The organism is Lactobacillus kitasatonis DSM 16761 = JCM 1039, from assembly GCF_000615285.1.
GTDB classification, from domain to species: domain Bacteria; phylum Bacillota; class Bacilli; order Lactobacillales; family Lactobacillaceae; genus Lactobacillus; species Lactobacillus kitasatonis.
This window is the reverse complement of the sequence record NZ_BALU01000006.1, coordinates 75,849-101,963: the sequence shown is the minus strand read 5'-3', so window position 1 is coordinate 101,963 and position 26,115 is coordinate 75,849. Positions and strand designations below refer to the sequence as shown.

Sequence of the window (26,115 nt, the reverse complement as noted above, 5' to 3'; positions counted from 1 at the left end):
ACATGAGTAAGAAAGATAATGAATTAAATCATCTTGCCATCATTATGGATGGTAATGGTAGATGGGCTAAAAAACGCCATAAGCCTCGCTTTGTTGGTCACCGTGAAGGTATGGATAATGTTGAACGCATTACTTTAGCTGCTGACAAGTTGGGTATTAAAGTATTAACTTTGTATGCTTTTTCTACCGAAAACTGGGCTAGACCTAAAGAAGAAGTAGCTTACTTGATGAATTTGCCTGTACGCTTTTTTGATAAATATATGCCGACTTTAATGGAAAATAATGTTAAGGTCAACATTATGGGATATCTAGATGAGCTTCCCGAAAAAACTTATCAAATTGTTCAACGAGCAATGGCAGAAACAGCCAATAATACTGGTTTAGTACTTAATTTTGCCTTTAATTATGGCTCAAGAAGAGAAATTACCTCTGCAATGCAAGAAATCGGTGGCTTAATTGAAGCTGGTGAACTAAAGAGCGAAGATATTACTGAAAAAATGATTTCCGATCATTTAATGACCGGTCATTTTGGTAAATACCAAGATCCTGATTTATTGATCAGAACTTCAGGCGAACAAAGAATTTCTAATTTCTTGCTTTGGCAGTTGGCTTATTCAGAATTGGCTTTTAGTGATAAAAATTGGCCCGATTTTGACGAAGATGATTTAAAACAATTTGTTAATGAATTTAAGCACCGTAACCGGCGCTTTGGTAAGGTAGACGAATCGGATAGTTAATTAATATGAAACAACGTGTAATTACGGCAGTTATTGCCTTAATCTTATTTATTCCAATCGTATTAGCAGGCGGTCTTTGGATGGACTGGCTGACTGTACTTTTTGCAGCAGTTGGTATTAGCGAAATCTTTTTAATGAAGAAACAACTTTTAGTATCATTTGATTTCGTATTAGCTCTACTTGCAACTTTGACCTGGACTGTTCCAGACTCATTTTTCAAAGTATTCCCATCAAATATAACTAAGTTGGGTGTATTTTATGGCATTGTCATGATTTTCTTGACTTGGACTGTTCTTTCCAAGAACAAGACAACTTTTGATGATGTTGGTGTTTATGTATTGGCATCACTTTATATCGGAATAGGCTTCCACTACATGGCCGCAATTAGAGCATATCCACAAAATGGTTTAGCTTTGTTAGGTTATGTATTTGTGGTTGTTTGGTCAACCGATATTGGTGCGTACATGATCGGTCGGAAGATTGGTAAGCATAAGTTATGGCCAGTAATCAGCCCTAACAAGACTTGGGAAGGTTCTATTGGAGCTGTAATTTGTGCATTGATTTTTAGTGCAATTTATTTAGCAATTTTGAGTCACTTCAACATTACATTTGGCGTCTCGGAATTATCAATGGTTGGTTTGGCATTCATCTTCTCAATCATTGGCCAAATGGGTGACTTGGTTGAATCAGCATACAAACGTTTCTACGGTGTAAAGGACTCTGGTAAGATCTTACCAGGTCACGGTGGTATCTTGGACCGTTTTGATAGTATGCTATTCGTATTACCTGTTGTTGCTGCTATTTTAGGTATTGTACATTAGGAGAATTTTATTGAGAGGTATACTAATCTTTTTAGTCGTCTTTGGCTTACTTGTCTTTGTCCATGAATTTGGACACTTCATTGTAGCTAAAAAGTCAGGTATTCTTGTTCGTGAATTTTCTATTGGTATGGGTCCAAAGCTCTTTCAAATTAGACGGAATCCTACGACGTATACTATTCGTTGGCTACCATTAGGTGGATATGTTCGTTTAGCAGGGTCTGATGATGAGAGCAAATTAGATCCAGGTATGACTGTGATTTTGCAGTTGAATGATAAGAATGAAGTAGTTCGAATTGATGCTTCTGAATCTGACATGCCCATTGAAGGAATTCCTGTACAGGTAACAAAGGCCGACCTGGTAGACAGCTTGATTATTGAAGGCTATGAAAATGGGGATGAAAATGATCCGGTTACTTATCATGTAAACCATGATGCTACAATCATTGAAAAAAATGGTACCGAATTAATCATTGCTCCTCGTGATACTCAATTCAATCAAGCCAACGTATGGCAAAAATTAGCAACCAACTTTGCTGGACCATTTATGAATATTTTGCTTGGTTTTGTAGTGTTCTTAATTTGGACATTTACTGTTCCTGGTCCGGCTACTACAACAATTGGATCTACTGAAGCTAATTCTCCCGCTAGAAGTGCTAAAATTGAGCCTGGCGATAAAATTGTTGCGATTAACGGTCAAAAAATCAGTAATTTTGATCAAGTATCCGCTAAGATTAATCAAAGCAATGGAAAAGAATTACGCTTTAAATTAGAAAAAAATGGCTCAACTAGAACAGTTGCAGTAAAACCTAAGGTTCGCACTGTTCAAAAGCAAAAAGTTTACCAAATAGGTATTGTTGCTAAGAGTGATGAAAGTGCCGGTGTTAAGTTGAAGAGAGGCTGGGATACAGCTGTTTCAACTACAGGTTTAATTTTTAATGCAGTTGGTAATTTGTTTAGACACTTTAGCTTGAATAAATTATCTGGTCCTGTTGGTATTTATTCTCAAACTTCACAAGTTTCTCAAATGGGCTTTACTTATGTATTAGCTTTCTTGGGTATGATCTCAATCAACTTGGGAATCGTAAACTTAATTCCAATTCCAGGATTAGACGGTGGTAAACTTTTATTGAACTTAATTGAATTAGTTCGTGGAAAGCCAATTTCAGAAGAACATGAGGCTATTGTCGAGTTAATTGGCTTTGGCCTGTTGTTAGTTTTGATCATTGCAGTTACAGGTAACGATATTTATCGCTATTTCATTAAATAATTAGTTAGTTTTGTTTTTACTTTAGGAGATTATAAAAAATAATGCGTCAATCAAAATTTTTTATGCCAACTTTAAAGGAAGCACCATCTGATGCTGTGGCAGAAAGTCATAAATTGATGATTAGAGGTGGCTATATTCGTCAAGTTACTGCTGGTGTTTATGCTTACCTTCCATTAGGTTACCGTGTTTTACGTAAGGCTGAATCAATCATTGAACAAGAAATGGATAAGATCAATGTTCCAGAAATGATCATGCCTCACTTGCTTCCAGCAACTTTATGGCAAGAATCTGGTCGTTACAAGAAATATGGTCCAGAAATGTTTAAACTTAAGGACCGTCACGGTCGTGAAAGTTTGTTAGGACCTACTCATGAAGAAACATTCACAGAAATCATTGCTAAGAATTTGAAGAGTTACAAGCAAATGCCAATGGCTCTTTACCAAATTCAAACTAAGTTTCGTGATGAAAACCGTCCTCGTTTTGGTCTTCTTCGTGGTCGTGAATTTGTAATGCTTGATGGTTACAGTTTTGCTGCTACTCGTGATCAATTGGACGAACAATTTAACGATCAAGAAAATGCCTACAAGCGTATTTTCAAACGTGCAGGTGTTTCAGTTCACCCAGTAATTGCTGACTCAGGTACAATGGGTGGTAAGAATTCTACTGAATTTCAAGCTCCAGCTGCAATTGGTGAAGATACCATTGCTACTAACGAAAAAGGCACTTATGCTGCTAACCTTGAAATGGCTAAGAGTATTGACACATTTAAACAAGATCCTGAAGATCCAAAGGAATTAGCTAAGGTTGCAACTCCAGATTGCGATACTATTGAAAAATTAGCTAAATTCTTAGATGTTCCTGCAACTAGAATCGTAAAGAGTATTCTTTACATTGCTGATGGGCAAAAAGTTTTAGTTTTAATTCGTGGCGATAAGCAAATTAACGAAGTAAAATTAGGTCACGTTCTTGATGCTGATGAAGTTCATGAAGCTGATACCAAGGATTTGAAAGAAATCACTGGTAGTGAAAAGGGCGGTGTAGGTCCTGTAAATGCAGATTGGGCAGATAAGATTATTGCTGATGAAACTGTTAAGGACCTTTACAACGTTGTTGTTGGTGCTGGTGAAACTGACTACCAATACAAGAACGCTAACTTAGATCGTGACTTTAAGGTAGATGAATTTGCTGACCTTAGAGTTGCTAATGAAGGCGAACCAGACCCAGTTGATCACTTACCACTTAAATTCACTACTTCAATCGAAGTGGGTCACATCTTTAAGTTGGGTACTTACTACACTAAGACTATGGGTGCAGATTTCTTGGATCAAAATGGTAAGTCTAAGCCAGTTATCATGGGTTCATACGGTATCGGTGTAACTAGAATGCTTTCTGCAGCAGTTGAACAACACTTAACTGAACGCGGTGTTGCATGGCCAAAGGAAATCGCTCCATTTGAAATTCATATTGTTCAAATGAAGATGAACAAGGATGATCAGACTGAATTAGCTGAAAAACTTGAAAAGAAATTCAGTGAAAAGTATGATGTTTTATATGACGACCGTAAGGAACGTGCCGGTGTTAAGTTTGCTGATGCTGACTTAGTTGGTGCTCCAATTAGAATTACGGTTGGTAAGAAGGCTGCTGATGGCATCGTTGAAGTTAAGAGACCAACTGATGCTAAGGCAACCGAAATGTCAATTGATGAATTAGATAAGTTTGTAAATCAAGAGTTAGGATAATTTTTGTGGCAAATAAAAACGATCTTTTCTTAAAATTGCTCAAACAGGTTCACTTTCCTGATAGTTTTGAAGATAATTATCTTCTTCAAAAGGGAAAGATTGAAAACGTGGATGTTTACGCTAAAGAACATAGGTGGGATATCCACGTTTTTTTTGATACTCCATTACAGTACGATACCTATGTGGCATTAAGAAAAGCTATAGAAGAAAGTTTTTCTTCGTTTGTAAATGTAAGATTTTTTGTAAATACCGGTGATGGCTCAGATAAATATTTACCAAACTATTGGCATTATGCAGTTGAAAATTCTAATGTATTGCAACCAATGGCTCGTGAATTTTTAGCAGGTCAAAAGCCAGAAAAAGTTGATGGTCGCTGGGTTATCCCAGTTGACAACAATATTATTGACGGAATAATTGAGCAAAAGGCTTTAGACGAGTTGGCTTTAGAAATGCGTAAGTACGGCTTCTTTAACCTGAAATTTATTACTCAGGTTGATCAATCCAGTATGGAAAGCAACTTGCAAAGTCTGGAAGAACGCCATGAAGAACATGAAAAGGATATGCAAAAGCAATTTGAGCAGACTCCTGAAAAGCCAAAGCCTCAGCCACGCCAATACCCAACTAAGCGTACTAGTTATGGAAAACGCAAATTGGATGAAAATGCTTCAATTACTCAAATTAAAGATGTCGAAGACGGTACCCGTAATGTTGTTATTGAAGGTAACATCTTTAACATTGAAAGTCGTGAATTAAAGTCAGGAGCGGTAATTTTTACCGGTGAAATCACTGACTATAGTGATTCAATTGCTTTCAAGAAATTTGTATCTGATAAAGATCAAATTGAACAAATGTCAGCTATTAAGCCAGGCACTTGGGCAAAGATGCAAGGTACAGCTGCAGATGATCAGTACCAACACGATGTAGTGTTCAATATTAGTAGTTTTGAAACTGTTGAACATGTGGGTCGTACTGAAAAGTATGAGGGTGAACAAAAGCGTGTTGAACTTCACTTGCATACCAATATGAGTCAGCTTGATGCTACTAATACGCCAACTGATTTCATTAAAACTGCCAAGAAGTTTGGTCAAAAAGCAATTGCGATTACAGATCATGGTGATGTTCAGTCCTTCCCAGAAGCATATAGCACTGGTAAAGCTACTGACATGAAGATTCTTTATGGTGTTGAAGCTAACATGATTGATGATCATGCTTTACTTGTCTTGAATCCAGCTCCAATGACTTATGAAGATCGTGAATTTGTAATCTTCGACGTTGAAACTACAGGACTTTCGTCCGTTTACGACACGATTATTGAAATTGGTGCCGTAAAAATGAAGAATGGTGAAGTGCTCGAAAGATTTGATAAATTTATCAATCCGCATCATCCACTGAGTGAACAAACCATTAATTTGACCTCTATTACAGATGAAATGGTTAGTGCAGCCGATGATGAAGACGTCGTAATTAAACAGTTCCAAGACTTTTACGGTGACCGTCCTCTTTGTGGACACAATGTTCAGTTCGATGTTGGTTTTGTTAACGCTGCTTTAAGAAGAGCAGGACTCAGTGAAATTACTCAGCCTGTTGTTGATACTCTTGAAGTATCTCGTTTATTGCACCCAGAACAAAATCGACACACTTTGGATTCATTAGCTAAGAAGTACAATGTTTCTTTGGAACACCACCACAGAGCTAATCAGGATGCGGAAGCAACTGGCTATTTGATGTACAAGTTACTTGATGCTTTTAAGAAAAAGTACAACGAAGATAACTTGAACAACTTAAATGGCTATGCGGCTCATGGTGAAGTTTATAAGCGTGCTCGTCCTTCTCATATGACGGTGCTAGCTAAAGACCAGAAAGGTTTAAAGAATCTGTATAAATTAGTTTCAATCGCAAGTACGAAAGACTTTTACCGTATTCCTAGAACGCCTAAGTCTGATTTGGCAGATTTGCACGAAGGACTTTTGTACGGTTCAGGCTGTTGGCAAGGTGACGTCTTTGTTGCTATGATGCAAAAAGGTTACGATGAAGCACGTGAAAAGGCCAAGTTCTATGACTTCTTGGAAGTTCAACCACCAGCAACATACTCACAATTAATTGCTGATGGGTTGATCAAAGATGAAAATCAGCTTGAAGAAATTATCAACAATATCTATAAACTAGGTAAAGAATTAAATAAACCTGTTGTAGCAACTGGTGATTCGCACTACGTTGAACCACATGATGCAATTTATCGTACAATTCTGATTTCTGCTCAACGTTCTAACCCTAATAGAAACAAGCCACAACCAGATTTGCACTTCTATTCTACGCAAGAAATGCTTGATGCCTTTAGTTTCTTAGGTGAAGATGTAGCTAAAGAAATCGTCATTGATAATACTAATAAGATTGCGGATGAAATTTCTGAAATTCAGCCTATTAAAGATGGTTTGTATCCACCTCACATTGCTCACGCTGATGAAGAAATGAAGAAATTGACTTACGACAAGGCTTATGAATTATACGGTAATCCTTTGCCTAAGATCGTTAAGGACCGTATCGATTTGGAACTTAACTCTATTATTTCTAATGGTTATGCGGTTATTTACTTAATTTCTCAACGTCTTGTAGCTAAGTCAAACAAAGATGGGTATTTGGTAGGTTCCCGTGGTTCAGTAGGATCTAGTTTGGTAGCTACAATGTCAGGTATTACTGAAGTTAACCCGCTGGCACCACACTATCGCTGTCCTAAGTGTAAGTATTCTCAATTCTTTGAAAATGGGGAATATGGTTCAGGGTTTGACTTGCCTGATAAGAATTGTCCAAAATGTGGTACTCCGTTAGTAAAAGATGGTCAGGATATTCCATTTGCTACTTTCTTGGGTTTCCACGGTGATAAGGTTCCTGATATCGATTTGAACTTCTCCGGTGACTACCAACCAGTAGCACATAACTTCATTCGAGTTATGTTTGGCCCCGATAATTCATATCGTGCCGGAACTATTGCCACGGTTGCTGATAAGACGGCTTATGGTTATGCTAAGCACTTTGATGAAGAAAGAGATTTGAAACTGCGGAATGCTGAACTTGATCGTTTAGCTAGTGGTATTCGTGGGGTAAAGAGAACGACAGGTCAACACCCAGCCGGAATTGTTGTAGTTCCAGATGACATGGATATTTATGACTTTACGCCAGTTTCTTATCCAGCTGATGATGTGAATGCTGCTTGGTTAATTACACACTATGACTTCCACTCAATTCACGATAACATTTTGAAGTTCGATATTCTGGGACACGATGACCCAACCATGATTCGTCACTTGCAGGATTTGTCAGGAATTGATCCATTGACTATTCCACCAGATGATCCAGGTGTTATGTCATTGTTCTCAGGTACAAAAGCTTTGGGAGTAACCCCTGAACAAATTGGTTCTCAAACTGGTACTTTGGGTGTACCGGAATTTGGTACTCGTTTTGTTAGAGGGATGCTTGAAGAAACTAAACCAACTACTTTTGCCGAATTATTGCAGATTTCTGGTTTGTCACACGGTACTGACGTATGGCTAGGTAATGCTGAAGATTTGGTTAATAACGGTACTTGCAAGTTAAAGGACGTTATTGGTTGTCGTGACAACATTATGATGGACTTGATTCACTGGGGCGTAAAACCAGAAGTTGCCTTCTCAACTATGGAATCAGTTCGTCACGGTCGCGGAATTAGCGATGAAAATATGGCCGTACTTAAGAAAAACAAGAAGATTCCAGATTGGTATATTCCTTCTTGTTTGAAGATCAAGTACATGTTCCCTAAGGCACACGCCACCGCCTACATTTTGATGGCTTTGAGAATTGCTTGGTTTAAAGTGTACTATCCAGAAATATACTACACTGCTTACTTCTCAGTTCGTGCCGACTTATTTGACTTGGTTGCAATGAGTCATGGTAAAAATACCGTTAAGGCAGCAATGAAAGAAATTCAAGATAAGGGTATGGATGCTTCAGCAAAGGACAAGAGTTTGTTAACTGTTTTGGAAATTGCTAATGAATGTCTTGAACGTGGCATCAAGATCAAGATGGTTGATATTGATCAATCTGAAGCTACTGATTTTAAGATCTTGGATAAACATACTATCTTGGCTCCATTCAATGCTGTACCTGGTTTAGGAGATAACGCAGCTAAGCAGATTGTGGCTGCTCGTGCTGAAAAGAAATTCCTGTCTAAGGAAGATTTGGCTAAGCGTGGTAAAGTTTCTCAAACAATCATGAACTATTTTGAAGATAATGGTGTCTTGGAAGGGATGCCTGACGAAAATCAATTATCTCTTTTCTAGATATCTGATTTTACATTGTTTAGTAAAACATGGTATACTATTAGAGAAGTTCGAATAGGTAAATTCGAGTGAGCAGTAATGCTCACTCTTTTTATTACGGAGGAAAATTTTTGTCTAAAGTTATAGATCTTGTTCGTCCAGTTGTTGAACCAATTATTGATGAACATGGTGACATGTTGGTTGATATGGAATACGTTAAAGAGAAGGGACAAAATTATTTACGTATCTATGTAGATCGTGAGCCAAATGGAATTGATATTGATGAAATCGCATCTTTGAGTGAACTTGTTTCTGAAAAGCTCGATACTCTCAATCCAGATCCATTCCCTGATCCATATGTTTTGGAATTATCATCTCCAGGTGCAGAACGTCCTATTAAGACTGAAGCAGATTGGAAAAAGGCTTTGAATGATTATATTCATATTGGTCTCTATCAAAAAATTGAGGACAAAAAAGTGTATGAAGGTACGCTTAAGTCCTATAATGATGAAGAGATTGTATTGGAAGTAAAAGATAAGACAAGACGAAAAACATTAACTGTTCCCCGTAAGTTAATTGCAAATATTCGTTTTGCAATTGAATTTTAGAAAGGCTGATTAAAAACTTATGTCTAAAGAAATGCTAGAAGCGTTTGCCACCTTAGAAAAGACTAAGGGCATTAAGCAAGATGTTATTGTTGATGCAATTAAAGCCGCTTTGGTAGCTGCATACAAGAAGAATTATAACCAAGCACAAAACGTTGAAGTTGATTTTGACGAAAGAAAAGGCAACTTTAAAGTTATGGCTGTTAAGACAGTTGTTGACGAAGTTCAAGATGATCGTTTGGAAGTCAGCTTAAAAGATGCTTTAGCTATCAACCGTGCTTATGAAGTTGGCGATGAAATTCGTTTTGAAGTAACTCCTAAGAACTTTGGTCGTATTGCTGCTCAAACTGCCAAGCAAGTTATTATGCAACGTTTGCGTGAAGCAGAAAGAAATCATATTATTGATGAATATTCTCAATATGAAGATGAGCTTGTTACAGGTACTGTAGAACGCCGTGATAATCGCTTTGTTTATGTTAAAATTGGCAATGTTGAAGCTGTAATGCCACATCACGATCAAATGCCTAATGAAATTTACAACCCACAAGATCAAATTCGTGTATTGGTAACTCATGTAGGTTCAGATTCTAAGGGTGCCCAAATTACTGTATCTAGAACTGCTCCAGATATGGTAAAGCGTTTATTTGAACAAGAAGTTCCAGAAATTTATGATGGAACTGTTGAAATTGTTTCAATTGCTCGTGAAGCTGGCGACCGTACCAAAATGGCTGTTAAGTCAAATGATCCTAACATTGATCCAGTCGGAACTTGTGTAGGTCAAAAGGGTGCTCGTGTTCAAAACGTTGTTAATGAACTTGGCGGCGAAAACATCGATATCGTTAAGTACGAAGAAGACCCATCAGACTTTATCGCTAATGCATTGAACCCAGCAGAAGTAATTGCTGTTCAATTTGGTGATGATGAAGATGAAAAGAGTGCTTTGGTAATTGTGCCAGATTACCAATTATCACTTGCTATTGGTAAGAAGGGTCAAAACGTACGTCTTGCAGCTCGTTTGACTGGCTACAAGATTGATATCCGTCCAGAATCCGAAGTAGAATTTGTTGACGAAAAGTCATCAGATTCTAATAGTGAAGATGCAGCAGCAACTAATGAAGAAACTACTTCAAGTGATGACACTGAAGCTGTAGATGCAAACGATGCAGAAAATGCAGAAGATAATACTGAAGAATAGGTGATCTTTTGAAAAAAAGAAAAATCCCAATGCGGAAGGATTTATTAACCGATACAATGCAACCTAAGAAAGAATTAGTACGCATTGTGATCGATAAAGAAAAGAATGTTTCTGTTGATCCTACTGGTAAAAAGGCAGGACGAGGAGCATATGTTTCACTTGATCCATCTAAGATTGAAGAAGCCAAGGAAAAGCACGTTTTGGATCGTAGCTTAGGTGCAAAGGTTCCAGACAGCTTTTACGATGAACTTTACTCTTATGTTGATCATCAGAAAGCAAGAAAAGAATTATTTGGTGATAAATAAGATTGCAAAATAGACAAAAAGCAATTAATTTGTTAGGTTTAGCAGAGCGTGCCGGAAAATTAACAACAGGTACCGAAACTGTAATAAACGAGACAAATAAAGGAAAAATAAAGCTGATCCTGCTTGCAAGTGATGTTCAAGCAAACACTGCAGAGAAAGTGGATCGCGTTGCCAGAAAAAATAATATTCCTATGATAAACTCATTTTCGGCTAGTGAAATGTCAAGAGCAATTGGCAAAAAGCGAAAAGTTTTAGGATTAACTGATGCTGGTTTTGCTAGGGCATTAGTTAAAAGAATAAATGAAGGAGTGTGATTGGATGGCAAAGAAAAGAATTTATGAAGTCGCAAAAGAAGTAGGCGTTGATAATAAAGTTGTAGTCCAAAAAGCAAAGGATTTATGCTTTGATGTGAAAAATCACATGTCATCAATTGATGATGCACAGGCTGCAAAATTAAAGAGTAGTTTCCAAAACTCCGCTCCCGCCAAGAAGAATAATAAGATTAAGATCTCTGTTTCTTCTATTCGCAAGAATGAAAAGAAGCAAGAAGATAATAATTCTTCTAAGAAGCCAAGAAGACGTAATAATAAACGTCGTCAAAATAATGATCGTAATCGTGATAATCGAAACGAACGCGGCAATAATAGAGCTAGTTCAGGTAAGCCAAAGGCCGCAGCTTTGCTTCAACAATTTAAGCAAAAGCAACGTGCCGAAGAAGGCCAACTTAACAAGGAAGCTCAAAAGGCTAAGAAAGAATATCACGAACAGTTGAAACATCCAAAACAAGAACAACCAGTGAAAAATAATAAGAAAACTAATAACGATAACAACAAGAAGAAGTCAGCACCAGTTGAAAAGAAAGTAATTGGTCCTAAGATTTTAAAGCCATCCCCAGCTCGTTTGAAGCAAAATCAACCATCAGCTAATGAAAGAGTAGCTGCTAAGGTTACTATGCCAGAAGCTCCTAAGGATGATAGACGTGGCAATGGTCATGGTAGAAATACAGGTAAGCCAGGCCGTAAGGGTAAGAACCAATTCTTCAACGGTCACAGTGAACATTCAGATCGTTCAGAAAGAAAACGTCGTAAGAACAAGAAGAAGCAACAAGAACAAACGCCAAAGAAGCAACCTACTAAGCGTAAGGAACGTCCATTACCAGAAGTATTGGTTTACGAAGAAGGTATGAACGCCCAAGACCTTGGTAAATTGCTTCACCGTGAACCAGCAGAAATCGTTAAGAAGTTATTCATGCTTGGTGTTATGACTAACCAAAACCAATCATTGGATAAGGACACGATTGAATTATTGGCTGCTGAATACGGTATTGATGCTAAGCAAAAGGTTCATGAAGATATCTCAGATATTGACACTCTTTACAACAAGAGAATGGAAGAATCAAAGAAGTCTAAGAACCAAGTTAAGCGTCCACCAGTAGTTACTATCATGGGTCACGTTGACCACGGTAAGACTACTTTGCTTGACCGCTTACGTCATACTCACGTTTCGGCTCACGAAGCTGGTGGTATCACTCAGAAGATCGGTGCTTACCAAGTTAGATTAGACAACCGTTTGATTACTTTCTTGGATACTCCAGGACACGCCGCATTCTCTAACATGCGTGCTCGTGGTGCCGAAATCACTGATATCGTTGTTTTGGTTGTAGCTGCAGATGATGGTGTAATGCCACAGACTGTCGAAGCTATTGACCACGCTAAGAGTGCTAATGTTCCAATTATTGTTGCAATTAACAAGATGGATAAGCCAGGTGCCAACCCACAACACGTAACCGAAGAATTAATGAAGTATAACTTAATTCCTGAAGATTACGGTGGTGACACAATTTTCGTTAACATTTCAGCTAAGACTGGTCAAAACGTTGATGACTTGCTTCAAATGATTTTGCTTCAAGCTGATGTGATGGAACTTAAGGCAAATCCTACTGAAATGGCTATCGGTACTGTAATTGAAGCTCGTTTGTCACGTGGTCGTGGTCCTGTAGCCGACGTTTTGATCCAACAAGGTACACTTAATATTGGTGATCCAATTGTTGTGGGTGATACTTTCGGTCGTGTACGTACAATGACCAACGATCGTGGTCGTCAAGTTAAGAAGGCAACCCCATCAGAACCTGTTGAAATTACTGGTTTGAACGATGTTCCTGAATCAGCTGATAAGTTGGTTGAATTTAAGGATGAAAAGACTGCAAGAAGCGTTGGTGAAGCTAGAGCACAACAATCATTGCAAAAGTCTCGTGAAAAGGTACAACACGTTACCCTTGATAACCTCTTTGATACTATGAAGAAGGAAAACATGAAAGAGGTTGACATTGTCTTGAAGGCTGATGTTCAAGGCTCAGTAGAAGCTTTGCAACAATCACTTGAAAAGATCGAAGTTGAAGGCGTACGTGTTAACATTATTCACTCAGGCGTTGGTGCAATTAATGAATCAGATGTTACTTTAGCTGGTGCATCTAATGCATTTATTATTGGTTTCAACGTTCGTCCAACTGCAACTGCTAAGAGTCAAGCAGAAACTGACTCTGTTGATATTCGTCTGTACAGTGTCATCTACAAGGCTATCGATGATGTTACTGCTGCCATGAAGGGTATGCTTGAACCAACTTACGAAGAAAAGGTTATTGGTAACTTAACAGTTCGTGAAACTTGGAAGGTTTCTAAGGTTGGTACAATTGCTGGTTCCTTCGTTGATAAGGGTGTAGTTAAGAACGATTCTAAGATTAGAGTTATTCGTGACGGTATCGTTAAATACGATGGTGAAATTGCATCACTTAAGAGATTTAAGGACGACGTTAAGGAAGTTAAGCAAGGTACCGACTGTGGTTTGACCATTAAGGACTACAACGATATCAAGGTTGGCGACGAATTCGAAGTTTACGAAATGCAACAAGTTGAACCTAAGTAATTATTTTAGGAGGCAAGCATGAAGCATAGAATTGGTCGTGTTGAAGGAGAAATCCTTCGCGAATTAACCAAAATTTTGCAAAAGAAAATTCGTGATCCTCGTTTAAGCGAAGTTACAATCACTGCGGTTGAATGTACGAATGATCTTTCATATGCAACTGTTTACTACAGTTTATTAACTGAAGATGCTGAAAAAGAAAAGGAAGTAGAAGAAGGCTTAGAAAAGGCAAAGGGCATGATGCGTCATTTGCTTGGTCAAACTTTGACTGTATATAAAGTTCCTGAACTTATTTTCAAACGTGATAATTCAGTAAAATATGGTAGTAAAATTGACCGTTTAATTGCAGAAGTTAAAAAGCAAGATGCTGAACGGGCAAGTAAGTAAAAAAGGCGCCGTTAAGGCGCTTTTTTTGTTAGCTAGATAGGATATAAATATGTTAAATGGAATTTTAGTGATTGATAAAGACAAGGATATGACAAGCGCAGATGTTGTTTACCATTTGCGTCGTGCGTTGCATATTAGAAAAATTGGTCATGCTGGTACATTGGATCCTGAAGTAACTGGAGTTTTACCGATCGCAATTGGACAAGCTACTAAGTTAATTGAACTTATGCATACACGTCCTAAAAAATATGAGGGTAAGGGTTTATTTGGCTACGCAACTGATTCGTATGATGCAACAGGTACGGTTTTAAAAGAGGAAAAACTAGATCACCCATTTACTGCTGAAGAAATTCAAGCAGGGATGGATTCATTTAAAGGAGAAATTGAGCAAGTTCCTCCAATTTACTCAGCTGTTAAAGTAAATGGTAAGCACTTATATGAATATGCCAGAGAAGGAATTGCTGTTGAGCGTCCTAAGCGAACAGTTGATATCTATGATTATCGTTTAGTAGATGAACCTGTGTTTGATGAAGATAAGGGACAAGAAAGCTTCGGATTTGAAATTGAATGCAGCAAAGGTACCTATGTTAGATCACTTGTTAATGATTTGGGAGAAAAATTAGGCAAACCAGCTGTTATGACTGAATTAAGACGAACTGCTAGTTCTGGCTTTGATATCACTCAAGCAGTAAAATTAAGTGAGATTGAAGCAAATCCTGAAAAGGCTAGTGAATTGATTCAACCAATCGATGCATTTTTCACTAATTATGAAACTATTGATCTGTCAGATGATCAATGGAAAAAAGTTCAAAATGGTGCCTGGATTAAGTTAGAAACAGATGCCAAAAAGGTAGCTTTAAGGTACAATAAAAAAGTTAGGGCAATTTATGAGAATAAGGGGAGACTCTATTGCCCAGATCTAATGTTGCTTCAAAATGAATAATTGAAATGAAGGAATTAGTTGTGAAAATCGTCCATTTAACTTATCCAGTTAAAGAAAATATTCTATCTTCAAAAGTAGTACTTGCTCTCGGCTTTTTTGATGGAGTTCACTTGGGACATCAAAAATTGATCAAGCGAGCAAAAGAAGTTGCGGATCAAAAGAAATTACCTCTGGTGGTTATGACATTTGATCGACACCCTAAAGAAATTTATGAGAACAAAAAGAATTTTAAATATCTTGAAACGCTTGAAGAAAAAGCAGATAAAATGGCTGAATTAGGTGTCGATTATCTAGCTGTGATGCCATTTACCAAAGAATTTAGTCAAATCGAGGCACAAGACTTTGTTGATAATGTAATTGTTAAATTGAATGCGGACACTGTCGTAGCCGGTTTTGACTATACATATGGTCCCAAAGAAATTGCAAATATGGATCGTTTGCCAGATTATGCGAAGAGACGCTTTGATATTGTAGTAATGCCTAAGCAAATTTTTGCCGGTAAAAAGATTGGCTCCACCGAGATCCGCCAAGCCATTAAAGATGGCAAGATGGAACTTGCTTACAAATTAATGGGACATCATTATGTGATGAGTGGCATAGTAGGCCATGGCAAACGTAATGGGCATAAGCTAGGTTTCCCGACGGCTAATTTAATCTGGGCAGATCACAAGGTGATCCCTAAAATTGGCGTTTATGCAACTAAAACTGAGATAGATGGCAAATGGTATGATTCAATGACTAGCGTTGGTTATAACGTGACAATTGGTCAAGAAAAGAAGATTTATATTGAGTCAAACTTATTTGATTTTGACGAAGATGTATACGATAAGCCAATGAAGATTAAGTGGTACAAGTATACTCGCGGAGAAATTAAATTTGCCAACTTGGATGAATTGAAGAAGCAACTTGAAAAGGATCAAGAAGAGATCAAAGCCTATTTTGCTGAATAAAAAGTTGAAAAGCAATATTTTTCATGATATCCTTTTTGTATCAATTGAAATTCAAATTTAGAAAGAGGGATCGCCGTTGCGTCTTTAATCTTGCAAAATGAAGCATAGTTTAACAGTTACTCTTTATTTGAAGAGGGTTACTATGCACTTTTGTCAAGATTAGACATAAATGGTATATCCTTCTTTTTTTCATATCTAAATGTTAAGAAGGGAGTCTACTCTTGAAAAAGTGTGGACTCTCTTTTTGCGTGAGGTGATTTCATGAGCAATATTAAGATTTCAAACCTTTCTTTTAGATACGAAGATGCCAGTGACAATATTTTTAATGACTTAAATTTGAACTTGGATAGCAGCTGGAAATTGGGTCTAGTTGGTAGAAATGGTAGAGGTAAGACTACATTATTGAACTTACTGAGAGGAAAATTACAGGGAACTGGTAAAATTGAAAGTAAACTTGTCTTTTCTTACTTTCCAATTACTGAAAAAAATCCTGAAAATATTACTCTCTATGAATTGCAGGACCAAGCAAATTTTGAACAGTGGGAACTTGAGCGAGAGCTAAATTTAATGGACACGGATCCTAATTTGTTGTGGCAGCCGTTTAATACATTAAGTGGTGGCGAGCAAACAAAGGTATTACTTGCCTTGTCATTTACCGATAGGGATGCATTTCCGCTTATTGATGAACCTACTAATCATTTGGATGAAGCTAGTCGTTTGCAAGTAGCAGAATATTTGAGAAAGCATGATAAAGGCTATATTGTGGTAAGTCATGATCGTGATTTTCTGAATCAAATTACTGATCATATTTTAGCGATTGAAAATACTGAAATTCATTTGTATCAAGGAAATTATGCTAGTTATGAGGATACAAAGGAGAAAAGGGATCAATTTAATCGTGATAAAAATGAAAAATTAAAAGGTGAAATTAAGAGTTTAAACAATAAGTATGTTCGTTTTAATAATTGGTCTGATAGTGTAGAAGCACAAAAGTATCAGGGTAGAAAAACGCAGTATGTTCTTAATAGACGTACAAGATTAAACAAGGGTGCAATTGGTCATGCTGCAGCAAAAATGATGAAGAAGGCTATCAATACTCAGCATCGAATGGATAAACGAATCGAAGAGAAAAAAGGTTTAATGGTCAATATTGAAGATGTGCCTGATTTAACAATGAATTTTCAGCCAAACTATCATCAGACTTTACTTGAAACTCAGCACTTGTCTTTGAAGGTTCAAGATAAACAGCTTTTTGAAGATCTAAATATGATCGTTAAAAATAAAGGTATCGTTTCTCTAGAAGGCAAAAACGGAAGTGGTAAATCGACCTTTTTAAAATTGCTGTTAAGCAAAACCAATGAGGTTTCATATCAAGGTAAGTTTGTTTTAATAAATGGCTTAAAAATATCATATTTGCCACAAGACTTCACTGAATATACTGGGACTCTAAAAGAATTTGCCGAAAAGCAAAAGATTTCCTATGAAGAATTACTTAACAATTTAAAGAAAATGGGATTTCCACGAGAAAGTTTTACTACCAAAATTGAAGAGATGAGCATGGGTCAGCAAAAGCGCGTTGCCTTGGCCAAATCTTTAGTAGAGCCAGCTGATTTATATTTATGGGATGAACCGGCAAATTACTTAGATGTTTTCAATCAAGATCAATTAATTAAATTGCTTAAAGACAAGCAACCAGCAGTGCTTTTGGTCGAACACGATCAGTACTTCATAGAGCATGTAGCCAAGCACAGAATAAAGCTAGAAAAAAGTTCAAAATAAATTAGCACTCGGGTTGAATTATTGCTAAATTTTAGTATAATAGAATTTGTTAGCACCTAAGAGATGTAAGTGCTAAAAGTGAGGGCGATATTTATGTTGACCGAGCGTCAAGAACTTATATTAAAAACAATAATCACGGACTTTACGCAGACACGTGAGCCTGTAGGTTCAAAGACAGTGATGAAACAATTGCCAATTAAGATATCAAGTGCAACCATTCGTAATGAAATGGCAGTGCTAGAAGATCAAGGCTTGATTGAAAAGACCCACTCTTCTAGTGGTCGAATTCCTTCAAGCGAAGGTTATCGGTATTATTTGGACAATTTGGTTGAACCACTGCAGTTGCCAGAGTCCGTTTATAATACAATCGGAAGTCAATTGGATCGACCTTTCCATCAAGTGAATGAGATTGTGCAAGAAGCAGCACGTATCTTATCAGATTTAACTGATTATACTGCTTTTGCTGAAGGACCTGAGAGTGCGGATGTTAAGATCACGGGTTTCAGAATTGTGCCATTGTCAGCAAGACAAGTAATGGCCATTCTAGTGACGAGTGATGGCAATGTTCAGAATCAGGTTTATGCTTTGCCACATAATATTCATGGCGAAGAAATTGAAAAAGCAGTACGAATGATCAACGATCAATTAGTTGGTAAGAGCTTAAGTGAAGTTAATATTTCATTCTTAAGTGAGCTTGCTAAGAGTGAGCTTGGTAGCGATCATGTTACCGAGCTTCTAGATTTGGTTGAAGATGTTTTAAAAGATGCTGCAAGCGAGCAGATGTATGTTGATGGACAAATTAATTTGTTGAATAACACATCTGAACATAATGTAAAAGATATCAGATCTCTTTATGAATTAATCGATCATGATAATCTATTTTCTAACTTGCTCGATGGGAAAGCTGATCCGAAGACCGAGAAATATCCAGTAAAAGTAAAGTTAGGATCAGAAATGCCTAACGATTTGTTAAAGAATTATAGTTTGCTGACCGCTGAATATAGCGTCGGCACCCATGGTAAAGGAACAATTGCTTTACTTGGGCCAACAAATATGCCGTATTCACAAATGATCGGACTTCTTGAATACTTTAGAAATGAATTAGCCAAGAAGTTGCTCGACTATTACGGTAAATTTCAATAGAGGAGGTTAGCCGTGAGTAAAGAAGAGTTTCCTAGTGAAAAAGATTTAGATAAAAAAGAAAAAGATTCTGTGTCTAAAAAAGCTGTGAAGAAAGAAACGGCTAAGGACGAAGAATCTAAAAAAGAAGATAACAAAGATCAAAAATTAGCTAAAGAAATAGCTGATTTACAAGCCAAAAACAAAGATCTTGAAGATAAGTATTTGCGTAGTGAAGCAGAAATTCAAAATATGCAAAACCGCTACTCAAAGGAAAGAGCGCAACTTATCAAATACGAATCTCAAAGCTTAGCTAAAGACGTTTTGCCTGCAATGGACAATTTGGAAAGAGCTTTAAGCGTTAAAGCTGATGATGATGTTTCTAAGCAATTGAAGAAAGGTGTTCAAATGACCCTTGATTCACTTACTAAGGCTATGAAAGATCATGGTATTGTTGAGATTGAAGCTGAAGGCGTTAAATTTGATCCGACATTACATCAAGCTGTTCAAACAGTAGCAGCTGAGAATGATGATCAAAAAGATCACGTTGTTCAGGTTTTACAAAAAGGATATCAATATAAAGATCGAACGCTAAGACCAGCTATGGTTGTAGTTGCTCAATAAGAGAGGAAGTTTATACATGTCAAAAGTTATTGGTATTGACCTTGGGACTACTAACTCAGCAGTTGCAGTTCTTGAAGGTAAAGAACCAAAGATCATTACTAACCCAGAAGGCAATCGTACTACTCCATCAGTAGTTGCTTTCAAAGACGGTGAAATTCAAGTAGGTGAAGTTGCTAAGCGTCAAGCTATTACTAACCCTAATACTATTGTTTCAATCAAGCGTCACATGGGTGAAGCTGATTACAAGGTTAAGGTTGGCGACAAGAGCTACACTCCACAAGAAATTTCAGCATTTATTTTGCAATACATCAAGAAGTTCTCAGAAGACTACTTAGGTGAAGAAGTTAAGGATGCAGTTATTACTGTTCCTGCTTACTTCAATGACGCACAACGTCAAGCTACTAAGGATGCCGGTAAGATTGCTGGTTTGAATGTTCAAAGAATCATCAACGAACCAACTGCTTCAGCTTTAGCCTTTGGTTTGAACAAAGACCAAGATGAAAAGGTTTTGGTTTACGACCTTGGTGGTGGTACTTTCGATGTTTCCGTACTTCAATTAGGTGACGGTGTCTTCCAAGTATTGTCAACTAACGGTGATACTCATCTTGGTGGTGATGACTTTGACCACCGTATTATGGATTGGTTGATCAAGAACTTCAAGGATGAAAATGGTGTTGACTTGTCTAAAGACAAGATGGCAATGCAACGTTTAAAGGATGCCGCAGAAAAGGCTAAAAAAGACTTGTCAGGTGTATCAAGCACTCACATCTCACTTCCATTCATTTCTGCCGGCGAATCTGGTCCACTTCACCTTGAAGCTGACTTAACTCGTGCTAAGTTCGATGAATTGACTAGCGACTTAGTTGAAAAGACTAAGATCCCATTTGACAATGCATTAAAGGATGCAGGTCTTACTGTTAACGACATCGACAAGGTTATCTTAAACGGTGGTTCAACTCGTATTCCAGCTGTTCAAAAGGCAGTTAAGGAATGGGCTGGCAAGGAACCTGACCACTCAATTAACCCTGACGAAGCTGTTGCCTTAGGTGCAGCTATCCAAGGTGGTGTTATTTCAGGTGATGTTAAGGACATCGTTTTGCTTGATGTTACTCCATTGTCACTTGGTATTGAAACCATGGGTGGTGTCTTCACTAAGTTAATCGACAGAAACACTACTATTCCTACTTCAAAGAGTCAAATCTTCTCAACTGCTGCAGATAACCAACCAGCAGTAGATGTTCACGTATTACAAGGTGAACGTCCAATGGCCGCAGACGACAAGACTCTTGGCCGCTTCGAATTAACTGATATTCCACCTGCACCACGTGGTGTTCCTCAAATTCAAGTTACTTTTGATATCGACAAGAACGGTATCGTAAACGTATCTGCTAAGGATATGGGTACTGGTAAGGAACAAAAGATCACTATCAAGAGTTCATCCGGTTTGTCAGACGAAGAAATCAAGCGTATGCAAAAAGACGCCGAAGAACACGCCGAAGAAGACAAGAAACGTAAGGAAGAAGCAGACTTACGTAACGAAGTTGATCAATTAGTCTTCACTACTGACAAGACTTTGAAGGAAACTAAGGATAAGCTTTCTGATGCAGATCGTAAGCCAGTTGAAGATGCCCTTAATGACTTGAAGAAGGCTCAAAAGGACAACAACTTGGACGAAATGAAAGAAAAGAAAGATGCCTTATCCAAGGCTGCTCAAGACTTAGCTGTTAAACTTTACCAACAAAATGGTGGAGCTCAAGGTGCAGCAGGTCAAGCTGGCCCACAAGCAGGTCCTCAAGGCCCACAAGGTGGCAACCCAAACAATGGTAATAACGGTGGTGCCCAAGATGGTGAATTCCACAAAGTAGATCCAAACAAGTAATGGGTTTATAATTAAACAAAAGGAGAAGAGAACTACCCATTGAGTAGTTCTTTTCTTTTGAGAATCATAAGGAGTTCAAATAGATGGCACAAGAAGATTATTATAAAGTGCTTGGCGTAGATCGTGACGCCAGTGACCAGGAAATTAATAAGGCATATCGTAAACTAGCAAAAAAATACCACCCAGATTTGAACCATGAACCCGGAGCAGAAGAAAAGTATAAGCAAGTAAATGAAGCTTATGAAGTTTTGCATGATAAGCAAAAGCGTGCACAATATGATCAATTTGGTTCTGCCGGTGTAAATGGCCAAGGTGGCTTCGGTGGCGGAGCCGGTCAAGGCTTTGGTGGTGCAGGTTTTGATACTTCAGGCTTTGGCGATTTTGGCGACATTTTTGGTGATATCTTTGGTCAAGGCCGTCGACAAAGAGTTGATCCTACGGCACCACAACGTGGTCAGGACCTCGACTATACGTTAACGATTGACTTTATGGATGCCATTAAGGGAAAAAAGACCCAAGTTAGCTACACTCGTGAAGAAACTTGTGAGATCTGTGGTGGTAACGGTTGTCAAAAGGGCACACACCCAATCACCTGTGATAAATGTCATGGTACAGGTTATATGACGATTACCCAACAATCAGTATTTGGTATGGTTCGTCAACAAACTACCTGTGATAAGTGTCATGGTCGTGGTGTAATTATTGAACACCCATGTGAAACTTGCCACGGTAAGGGTATTATTGAACGTAAGAATACTATTGAAGTTGATATTCCAGCAGGTATTGATAATGGTCAACAATTGCGTTACCAAGGCCAAGGTGATGCTGGTATTAACGGTGGACCATACGGTGACTTGTACATCGTTTACCGTGTAAAACCATCTAAGATCTTTGAACGTCGTGGTCAAAACATTTATACTCACGTTCCAATTTCATTTGCACAAGCTACATTGGGCGATGATATTGATGTTAAGACTGTTCATGGTGATGAAAAGTTGACTATTCCAGCAGGTACGCAACCTAATAAGAAATTTACCTTACGTGGTAAAGGTGTGCCTTATCTTCGTGGTAACGGTAACGGTGATCAAATCATTACTGTTGATGTCGTTATTCCAAAGCATATTAATGAAAAACAAAGAAAAGATTTGACCGACTTTGTTCAAGATGGTGGCGGTCATATCACTCCAAAAGAAAAAGGCTTTTTTGAAAGACTTAAAGATAAATTGAATGGAGAATAGAAATAGCGGGCTGTAAAAATGCAGCTCGCTATTTCTTTTATATGCGCCGTAACCTTTGCTATAATTAATAAGACAGAAATAAAAGGGTGCATTTATTTATGGATTTAAACAAATTAAAAGACTATCAAAAACATATTCGAAATTTTGTAATCGTAGCTCACATTGATCATGGTAAGTCTACTATTGCTGATAGAATTCTTGAATTGACTGATACAGTAAGTCAACGTCAATTGAAGAATCAAATGTTAGATGATATGCCACTTGAACGTCAACGTGGTATTACTATTAAAATGAACTCGGTTGAAGTTAAGTATCATGCTGAAGATGGCGAAGACTACATCTTCCACTTGATCGATACACCGGGACACGTAGACTTCTCTTATGAAGTATCACGTTCTTTAGCTGCTTGTGAAGGAGCTTTGATGGTAGTTGATGCTTCGCAAGGTGTCCAAGCTCAGACTTTGGCTAACACTTACTTGGCTATTGATGATGATTTGGCTATTTTACCTGTAATCAATAAGATCGATTTACCATCTGCTGATATTCCTAAGACTAAGGAAGAAATTGAAGAAATGCTTGGTCTTGATGCTTCTGAAGCTGCAGAAGTATCTGGTAAAACTGGTCAAGGCATTAAGGATATGCTGGAAAAAGTAGTTAAAGATATTCCAGCTCCATCTGGTGATATTACTGCTCCACTTAAGGCTTTGATTTTTGATTCTAAGTACGATGATTATCGTGGTGTCGTAATGTCAGTCAAAATTGAAGATGGTACAGTTAAGCCTGGCGACAAGATTCAAATTATGAATACCGGTAAGGAATATGAAGTTACTGAAGTAGGTGTTTCAAGTCCACATCCAATTAAGAAAGATATCTTAATTGCTGGGGATGTAGGTTACATTACTGCCAACATTAAGTCTGTTCGTGAAACTCGTGTTGGTGATACTATCACCCAAGCAGATAATCCTACTGCCGAACCACTTCCAGGTTACCGTCAAATTCCACCAATGGTTTACTCTGGTATGTATCCAGTTGATAACCGTGATTATGAAGACTTAAAGGAAGCTTTGCAAAAGTTGCAATTAAACGATGCAGCTTTAGAATTTGAACCTGAAACTTCTACTGCTTTGGGCTTCGGGTTCCGTTGTGGTTTCTTAGGACTTTTACATATGGATGTTGTGCAAGAACGACTAGAACAAGAATTTGATCTTGATTTAATTATGACTGCACCATCCGTTGACTATCACGCAATTATGAATGGTGGTTCAACTAAGGTAATTGATAACCCATCAGATTTACCAGATGCTGGTGAATACAAGGAAGTTCAAGAACCTTATGTTAAGGCTGAAATTATGGTACCAAATGACTTTGTCGGCCCTGTAATGGAACTTTGTCAAAGAAAACGTGGCGAATTTGTCACTATGGATTATCTTGATAAATATCGTGTTAATGTCATTTACAACATGCCATTAGCTGAAATTATCTTTGACTTCTTTGATGACTTAAAGTCTTCAACCAAGGGTTATGCTTCACTTGACTATGAAATTACTGGCTATCGTGCAACTGACTTAGTTAAGATTGATGTTTTGCTTAACAAGGAACCAATCGATGCCCTTAGCTTTATTGCTCACAGAAGTGAAGCTCAAGATCGTGCTCGTCAAATGACCTCAATGCTTAAGAAGTTAATTCCACGTCAGAACTTCGAAGTTGATATTCAAGGTGCGATCGGTGCCAAGATTATTTCACGTGCTACGATTAAACCATACCGTAAGGATGTTACTTGGAAGATCCACACCGGTGACCCTGACCGTCGTGCTAAATTGCTTGAAAAGCAGAAGCGTGGTAAGAAGAGAATGAAGGCTGTAGGTAAGGTAGAAGTACCTCAAGATGCCTTCATGGCCGTTCTTAAGATGAATGACGATGATATCAAAGGCAAGTAATAATTCTATATTTCTTAGAGCGACGTGTGTTGACGTCGCTCTTTCTTTGCATTCAGGGCAAATTTACAGAAAATCTACAGAATACTTGCTTTAAAAGTTCAAATTGTTGATTGAACTCTTAATATCTTTCTTTTGTTTCTTGGTTACGTGAGTGTAAATTTCCATAGCCGTCTTTGAAGTTTTGTGACCTAAAACATATTGAACGTCTTTAGGGGTAATACCATCTTTACCATCGTAAAGAAGAGTGGCTAAGGTGTGACGTAGGCCGTGTGGTGTAATTCTGCGTAGGGGCTTTTTAAGATCATTAGGGTGATCTTTATTCCACGCTTCACACCTTTTCCTATCAAACTTGTATAAGTATTTGATCCATATATCAGTTTGTTGAGACCAATTAAAACTACCATCATGAGTAGGAAACAACCATTCAAAATTATTTCCTTTGCTGTCACAATATTCTTTGTATTCTTTTAAGATGGTATACAGATTATCCGACATAGGTACAACATGATGAACGCCGTTTTTAACGTCGTCAATTATTTTGTGGCCGTCCTTATCTTTTGAAACGGTTCTTTCAATTGAAACACCTTTATGAGTAAAATCTATATCAGACCACTTCAAAGCAAGTGCTTCACCACGTCTACAGCCTAAAGATGCAACCGTGAGAAAATAAGTATATTTCATAGGGCTATAGTCTTTAGCAACTTCAAGAAAGTGTTTAAGCTCATCTAACTCATAAAAGTTATGAGATGTGTCTCTTTTTTTCTTTGCTGACTTTTTAGGCATTAAAACCCAATCAAAAGGATCTTTGTCACACCATTTTCTAAAAATAGCGTATTTGATTATTCTATGTAATTGGTTAGCTATTGACCGGTAGGTCGTATATTTTGAAGCTAGATCATTTACATAGCGCTGAACATGATCTGCAGAAATATTATCAATATAAGCATTGCCAAACTCCGGCTCTGTTTGTGTTCTCCAAGTGTCTTTTAGACGGTGAAGAGTAGAACCACGAACGTCAAGCGCTAAGTTCTCAATCCAAACATTGTAAACGTCGGTTACAGTTCTTTTTTGCTGTTTAATCTTATCTTTTTCGGCAATTGCACCAGCGCCTTTTGCTTTTAGCTGCTTTCTAATTTCTTCGGCTTCTTTACGTGAAGAAATTTTGCTAATAGTTCTTTGAACACGTTTACCAGTTTCAGGATTAATACCAAGATATAGTTTCAACCTAAAGTATTTTTCACCGTTTTTAAGCTTATATTCGGTTATTTCTTTATCCTTCTTACGTGCCATGATTTTCACCTCCTTTCATAAAACTAATGTTCTTTTACAGTGTTTAATAAAAGCTCGTTTGCCGTGTAGGTAAGCAAGCTTTTTTTAAT

20 protein-coding genes are annotated in these 26,115 nt (G+C 37.6%); 19 read left to right on the top strand and 1 reads right to left on the bottom strand.

All coding sequences use genetic code 11. The features are described from left to right. Positions 1 to 2 precede the first annotated feature (2 nt). The 19 genes from uppS to lepA all read left to right on the top strand — a co-directional run bounded on the left by uppS (position 3) and on the right by lepA (position 24,736). Positions 3 to 737, top strand: coding sequence for an undecaprenyl pyrophosphate synthase (gene uppS, locus JCM1039_RS05500; protein WP_025014984.1), 735 nt, complete (start codon positions 3 to 5; stop codon positions 735 to 737). 5 nt (positions 738 to 742) lie between these two features. Further along, positions 743 to 1,558 carry a phosphatidate cytidylyltransferase gene (locus JCM1039_RS05495; RefSeq protein WP_025014983.1) on the top strand — a complete coding sequence of 272 codons (816 nt, stop codon included), beginning with the start codon at positions 743 to 745 and terminating at the stop codon, positions 1,556 to 1,558. A 10-nt stretch (positions 1,559 to 1,568) separates the two neighbouring features. After that, positions 1,569 to 2,825, top strand: a complete 1,257-nt coding sequence (gene rseP / locus JCM1039_RS05490) for an RIP metalloprotease RseP (RefSeq protein WP_025014982.1) — start codon at positions 1,569 to 1,571, stop codon at positions 2,823 to 2,825. 41 nt (positions 2,826 to 2,866) lie between these two features. Continuing rightward, entirely contained in the window at positions 2,867 to 4,564 is a 1,698-nt protein-coding gene (locus JCM1039_RS05485) for a proline--tRNA ligase (protein WP_025014981.1), read from the top strand. A gap of 5 nt (positions 4,565 to 4,569) precedes the next feature. Beyond that, complete coding sequence (locus JCM1039_RS05480; protein ID WP_025014980.1) at positions 4,570 to 8,877, top strand: PolC-type DNA polymerase III; 4,308 nt, start codon at positions 4,570 to 4,572, stop codon at positions 8,875 to 8,877. 110 nt (positions 8,878 to 8,987) lie between these two features. After that, the gene (gene rimP / locus JCM1039_RS05475; RefSeq protein ID WP_025014979.1) at positions 8,988 to 9,464 is read left to right on the top strand and encodes a ribosome maturation factor RimP; all 477 of its coding nucleotides are present in this window, start codon (positions 8,988 to 8,990) and stop codon (positions 9,462 to 9,464) included. Positions 9,465 to 9,483: 19 nt separating this feature from the next. Further along, a complete protein-coding gene (gene nusA / locus JCM1039_RS05470) occupies positions 9,484 to 10,656 on the top strand; it encodes a transcription termination factor NusA (RefSeq protein ID WP_025014978.1) in 1,173 nt (390 codons plus the stop codon). An 8-nt stretch (positions 10,657 to 10,664) separates the two neighbouring features. Beyond that, positions 10,665 to 10,961: an RNase P modulator RnpM gene (gene rnpM / locus JCM1039_RS05465; RefSeq protein ID WP_025014977.1), complete on the top strand. Its 297-nt coding sequence runs from the start codon at positions 10,665 to 10,667 to the stop codon at positions 10,959 to 10,961. A 2-nt stretch (positions 10,962 to 10,963) separates the two neighbouring features. Further along, on the top strand, positions 10,964 to 11,275 hold the full coding sequence (locus tag JCM1039_RS05460) for a L7Ae/L30e/S12e/Gadd45 family ribosomal protein (RefSeq protein ID WP_025014976.1): 312 nt from the start codon (positions 10,964 to 10,966) through the stop codon (positions 11,273 to 11,275). 4 nt (positions 11,276 to 11,279) lie between these two features. Continuing rightward, the gene (infB, locus tag JCM1039_RS05455) at positions 11,280 to 13,883 is read left to right on the top strand and encodes a translation initiation factor IF-2 (protein WP_025014975.1); all 2,604 of its coding nucleotides are present in this window, start codon (positions 11,280 to 11,282) and stop codon (positions 13,881 to 13,883) included. Between the two features lie 18 nt (positions 13,884 to 13,901). Beyond that, on the top strand, positions 13,902 to 14,267 hold the full coding sequence (locus JCM1039_RS05450; protein ID WP_013438134.1) for a ribosome-binding factor A: 366 nt from the start codon (positions 13,902 to 13,904) through the stop codon (positions 14,265 to 14,267). A gap of 49 nt (positions 14,268 to 14,316) precedes the next feature. Then, the gene (truB, locus tag JCM1039_RS05445) at positions 14,317 to 15,210 is read left to right on the top strand and encodes a tRNA pseudouridine(55) synthase TruB (RefSeq protein WP_025014974.1); all 894 of its coding nucleotides are present in this window, start codon (positions 14,317 to 14,319) and stop codon (positions 15,208 to 15,210) included. Positions 15,211 to 15,215: 5 nt separating this feature from the next. Continuing rightward, positions 15,216 to 16,160, top strand: coding sequence for a riboflavin biosynthesis protein RibF (gene ribF / locus JCM1039_RS05440; RefSeq protein ID WP_201780308.1), 945 nt, complete (start codon positions 15,216 to 15,218; stop codon positions 16,158 to 16,160). Positions 16,161 to 16,421: 261 nt separating this feature from the next. Beyond that, a complete protein-coding gene (gene abc-f / locus JCM1039_RS05435) occupies positions 16,422 to 17,939 on the top strand; it encodes a ribosomal protection-like ABC-F family protein (protein ID WP_025014972.1) in 1,518 nt (505 codons plus the stop codon). A gap of 93 nt (positions 17,940 to 18,032) precedes the next feature. Further along, positions 18,033 to 19,082: a heat-inducible transcriptional repressor HrcA gene (gene hrcA, locus JCM1039_RS05430; RefSeq protein ID WP_025014971.1), complete on the top strand. Its 1,050-nt coding sequence runs from the start codon at positions 18,033 to 18,035 to the stop codon at positions 19,080 to 19,082. A gap of 12 nt (positions 19,083 to 19,094) precedes the next feature. After that, on the top strand, positions 19,095 to 19,682 hold the full coding sequence (grpE, locus tag JCM1039_RS05425; RefSeq protein ID WP_025014970.1) for a nucleotide exchange factor GrpE: 588 nt from the start codon (positions 19,095 to 19,097) through the stop codon (positions 19,680 to 19,682). Positions 19,683 to 19,698: 16 nt separating this feature from the next. Further along, complete coding sequence (dnaK, locus tag JCM1039_RS05420; RefSeq protein ID WP_025014969.1) at positions 19,699 to 21,561, top strand: molecular chaperone DnaK; 1,863 nt, start codon at positions 19,699 to 19,701, stop codon at positions 21,559 to 21,561. Between the two features lie 83 nt (positions 21,562 to 21,644). Next, positions 21,645 to 22,799, top strand: a complete 1,155-nt coding sequence (dnaJ, locus tag JCM1039_RS05415) for a molecular chaperone DnaJ (protein ID WP_025014968.1) — start codon at positions 21,645 to 21,647, stop codon at positions 22,797 to 22,799. 98 nt (positions 22,800 to 22,897) lie between these two features. Further along, positions 22,898 to 24,736, top strand: a complete 1,839-nt coding sequence (gene lepA / locus JCM1039_RS05410; protein ID WP_025014967.1) for a translation elongation factor 4 — start codon at positions 22,898 to 22,900, stop codon at positions 24,734 to 24,736. A gap of 90 nt (positions 24,737 to 24,826) precedes the next feature. On the opposite strand, the gene JCM1039_RS05405 is transcribed toward lepA, so the two are convergent. Further along, positions 24,827 to 26,026 carry a tyrosine-type recombinase/integrase gene (locus tag JCM1039_RS05405; protein ID WP_025014966.1) on the bottom strand — a complete coding sequence of 400 codons (1,200 nt, stop codon included), beginning with the start codon at positions 26,024 to 26,026 and terminating at the stop codon, positions 24,827 to 24,829. Positions 26,027 to 26,115 lie beyond the last annotated feature (89 nt).

What these genes read in the sequence shown, in the direction of transcription:
- uppS (WP_025014984.1), top strand. Translation starts at nt 3, where the DNA reads ATGAGTAAGAAAGATAATGAATTAAATCATCTTGCCATCATTATGGAT.
- JCM1039_RS05405 (WP_025014966.1), bottom strand. Translation starts at nt 26,026, where the DNA reads ATGGCACGTAAGAAGGATAAAGAAATAACCGAATATAAGCTTAAAAAC.
- abc-f (WP_025014972.1), top strand. Translation starts at nt 16,422, where the DNA reads ATGAGCAATATTAAGATTTCAAACCTTTCTTTTAGATACGAAGATGCC.
- hrcA (WP_025014971.1), top strand. Translation starts at nt 18,033, where the DNA reads ATGTTGACCGAGCGTCAAGAACTTATATTAAAAACAATAATCACGGAC.
- truB (WP_025014974.1), top strand. Translation starts at nt 14,317, where the DNA reads ATGTTAAATGGAATTTTAGTGATTGATAAAGACAAGGATATGACAAGC.
- lepA (WP_025014967.1), top strand. Translation starts at nt 22,898, where the DNA reads ATGGATTTAAACAAATTAAAAGACTATCAAAAACATATTCGAAATTTT.
- dnaJ (WP_025014968.1), top strand. Translation starts at nt 21,645, where the DNA reads ATGGCACAAGAAGATTATTATAAAGTGCTTGGCGTAGATCGTGACGCC.
- ribF (WP_201780308.1), top strand. Translation starts at nt 15,216, where the DNA reads ATGAAGGAATTAGTTGTGAAAATCGTCCATTTAACTTATCCAGTTAAA.
- nusA (WP_025014978.1), top strand. Translation starts at nt 9,484, where the DNA reads ATGTCTAAAGAAATGCTAGAAGCGTTTGCCACCTTAGAAAAGACTAAG.
- dnaK (WP_025014969.1), top strand. Translation starts at nt 19,699, where the DNA reads ATGTCAAAAGTTATTGGTATTGACCTTGGGACTACTAACTCAGCAGTT.
- JCM1039_RS05495 (WP_025014983.1), top strand. Translation starts at nt 743, where the DNA reads ATGAAACAACGTGTAATTACGGCAGTTATTGCCTTAATCTTATTTATT.
- JCM1039_RS05450 (WP_013438134.1), top strand. Translation starts at nt 13,902, where the DNA reads ATGAAGCATAGAATTGGTCGTGTTGAAGGAGAAATCCTTCGCGAATTA.
- JCM1039_RS05485 (WP_025014981.1), top strand. Translation starts at nt 2,867, where the DNA reads ATGCGTCAATCAAAATTTTTTATGCCAACTTTAAAGGAAGCACCATCT.
- infB (WP_025014975.1), top strand. Translation starts at nt 11,280, where the DNA reads ATGGCAAAGAAAAGAATTTATGAAGTCGCAAAAGAAGTAGGCGTTGAT.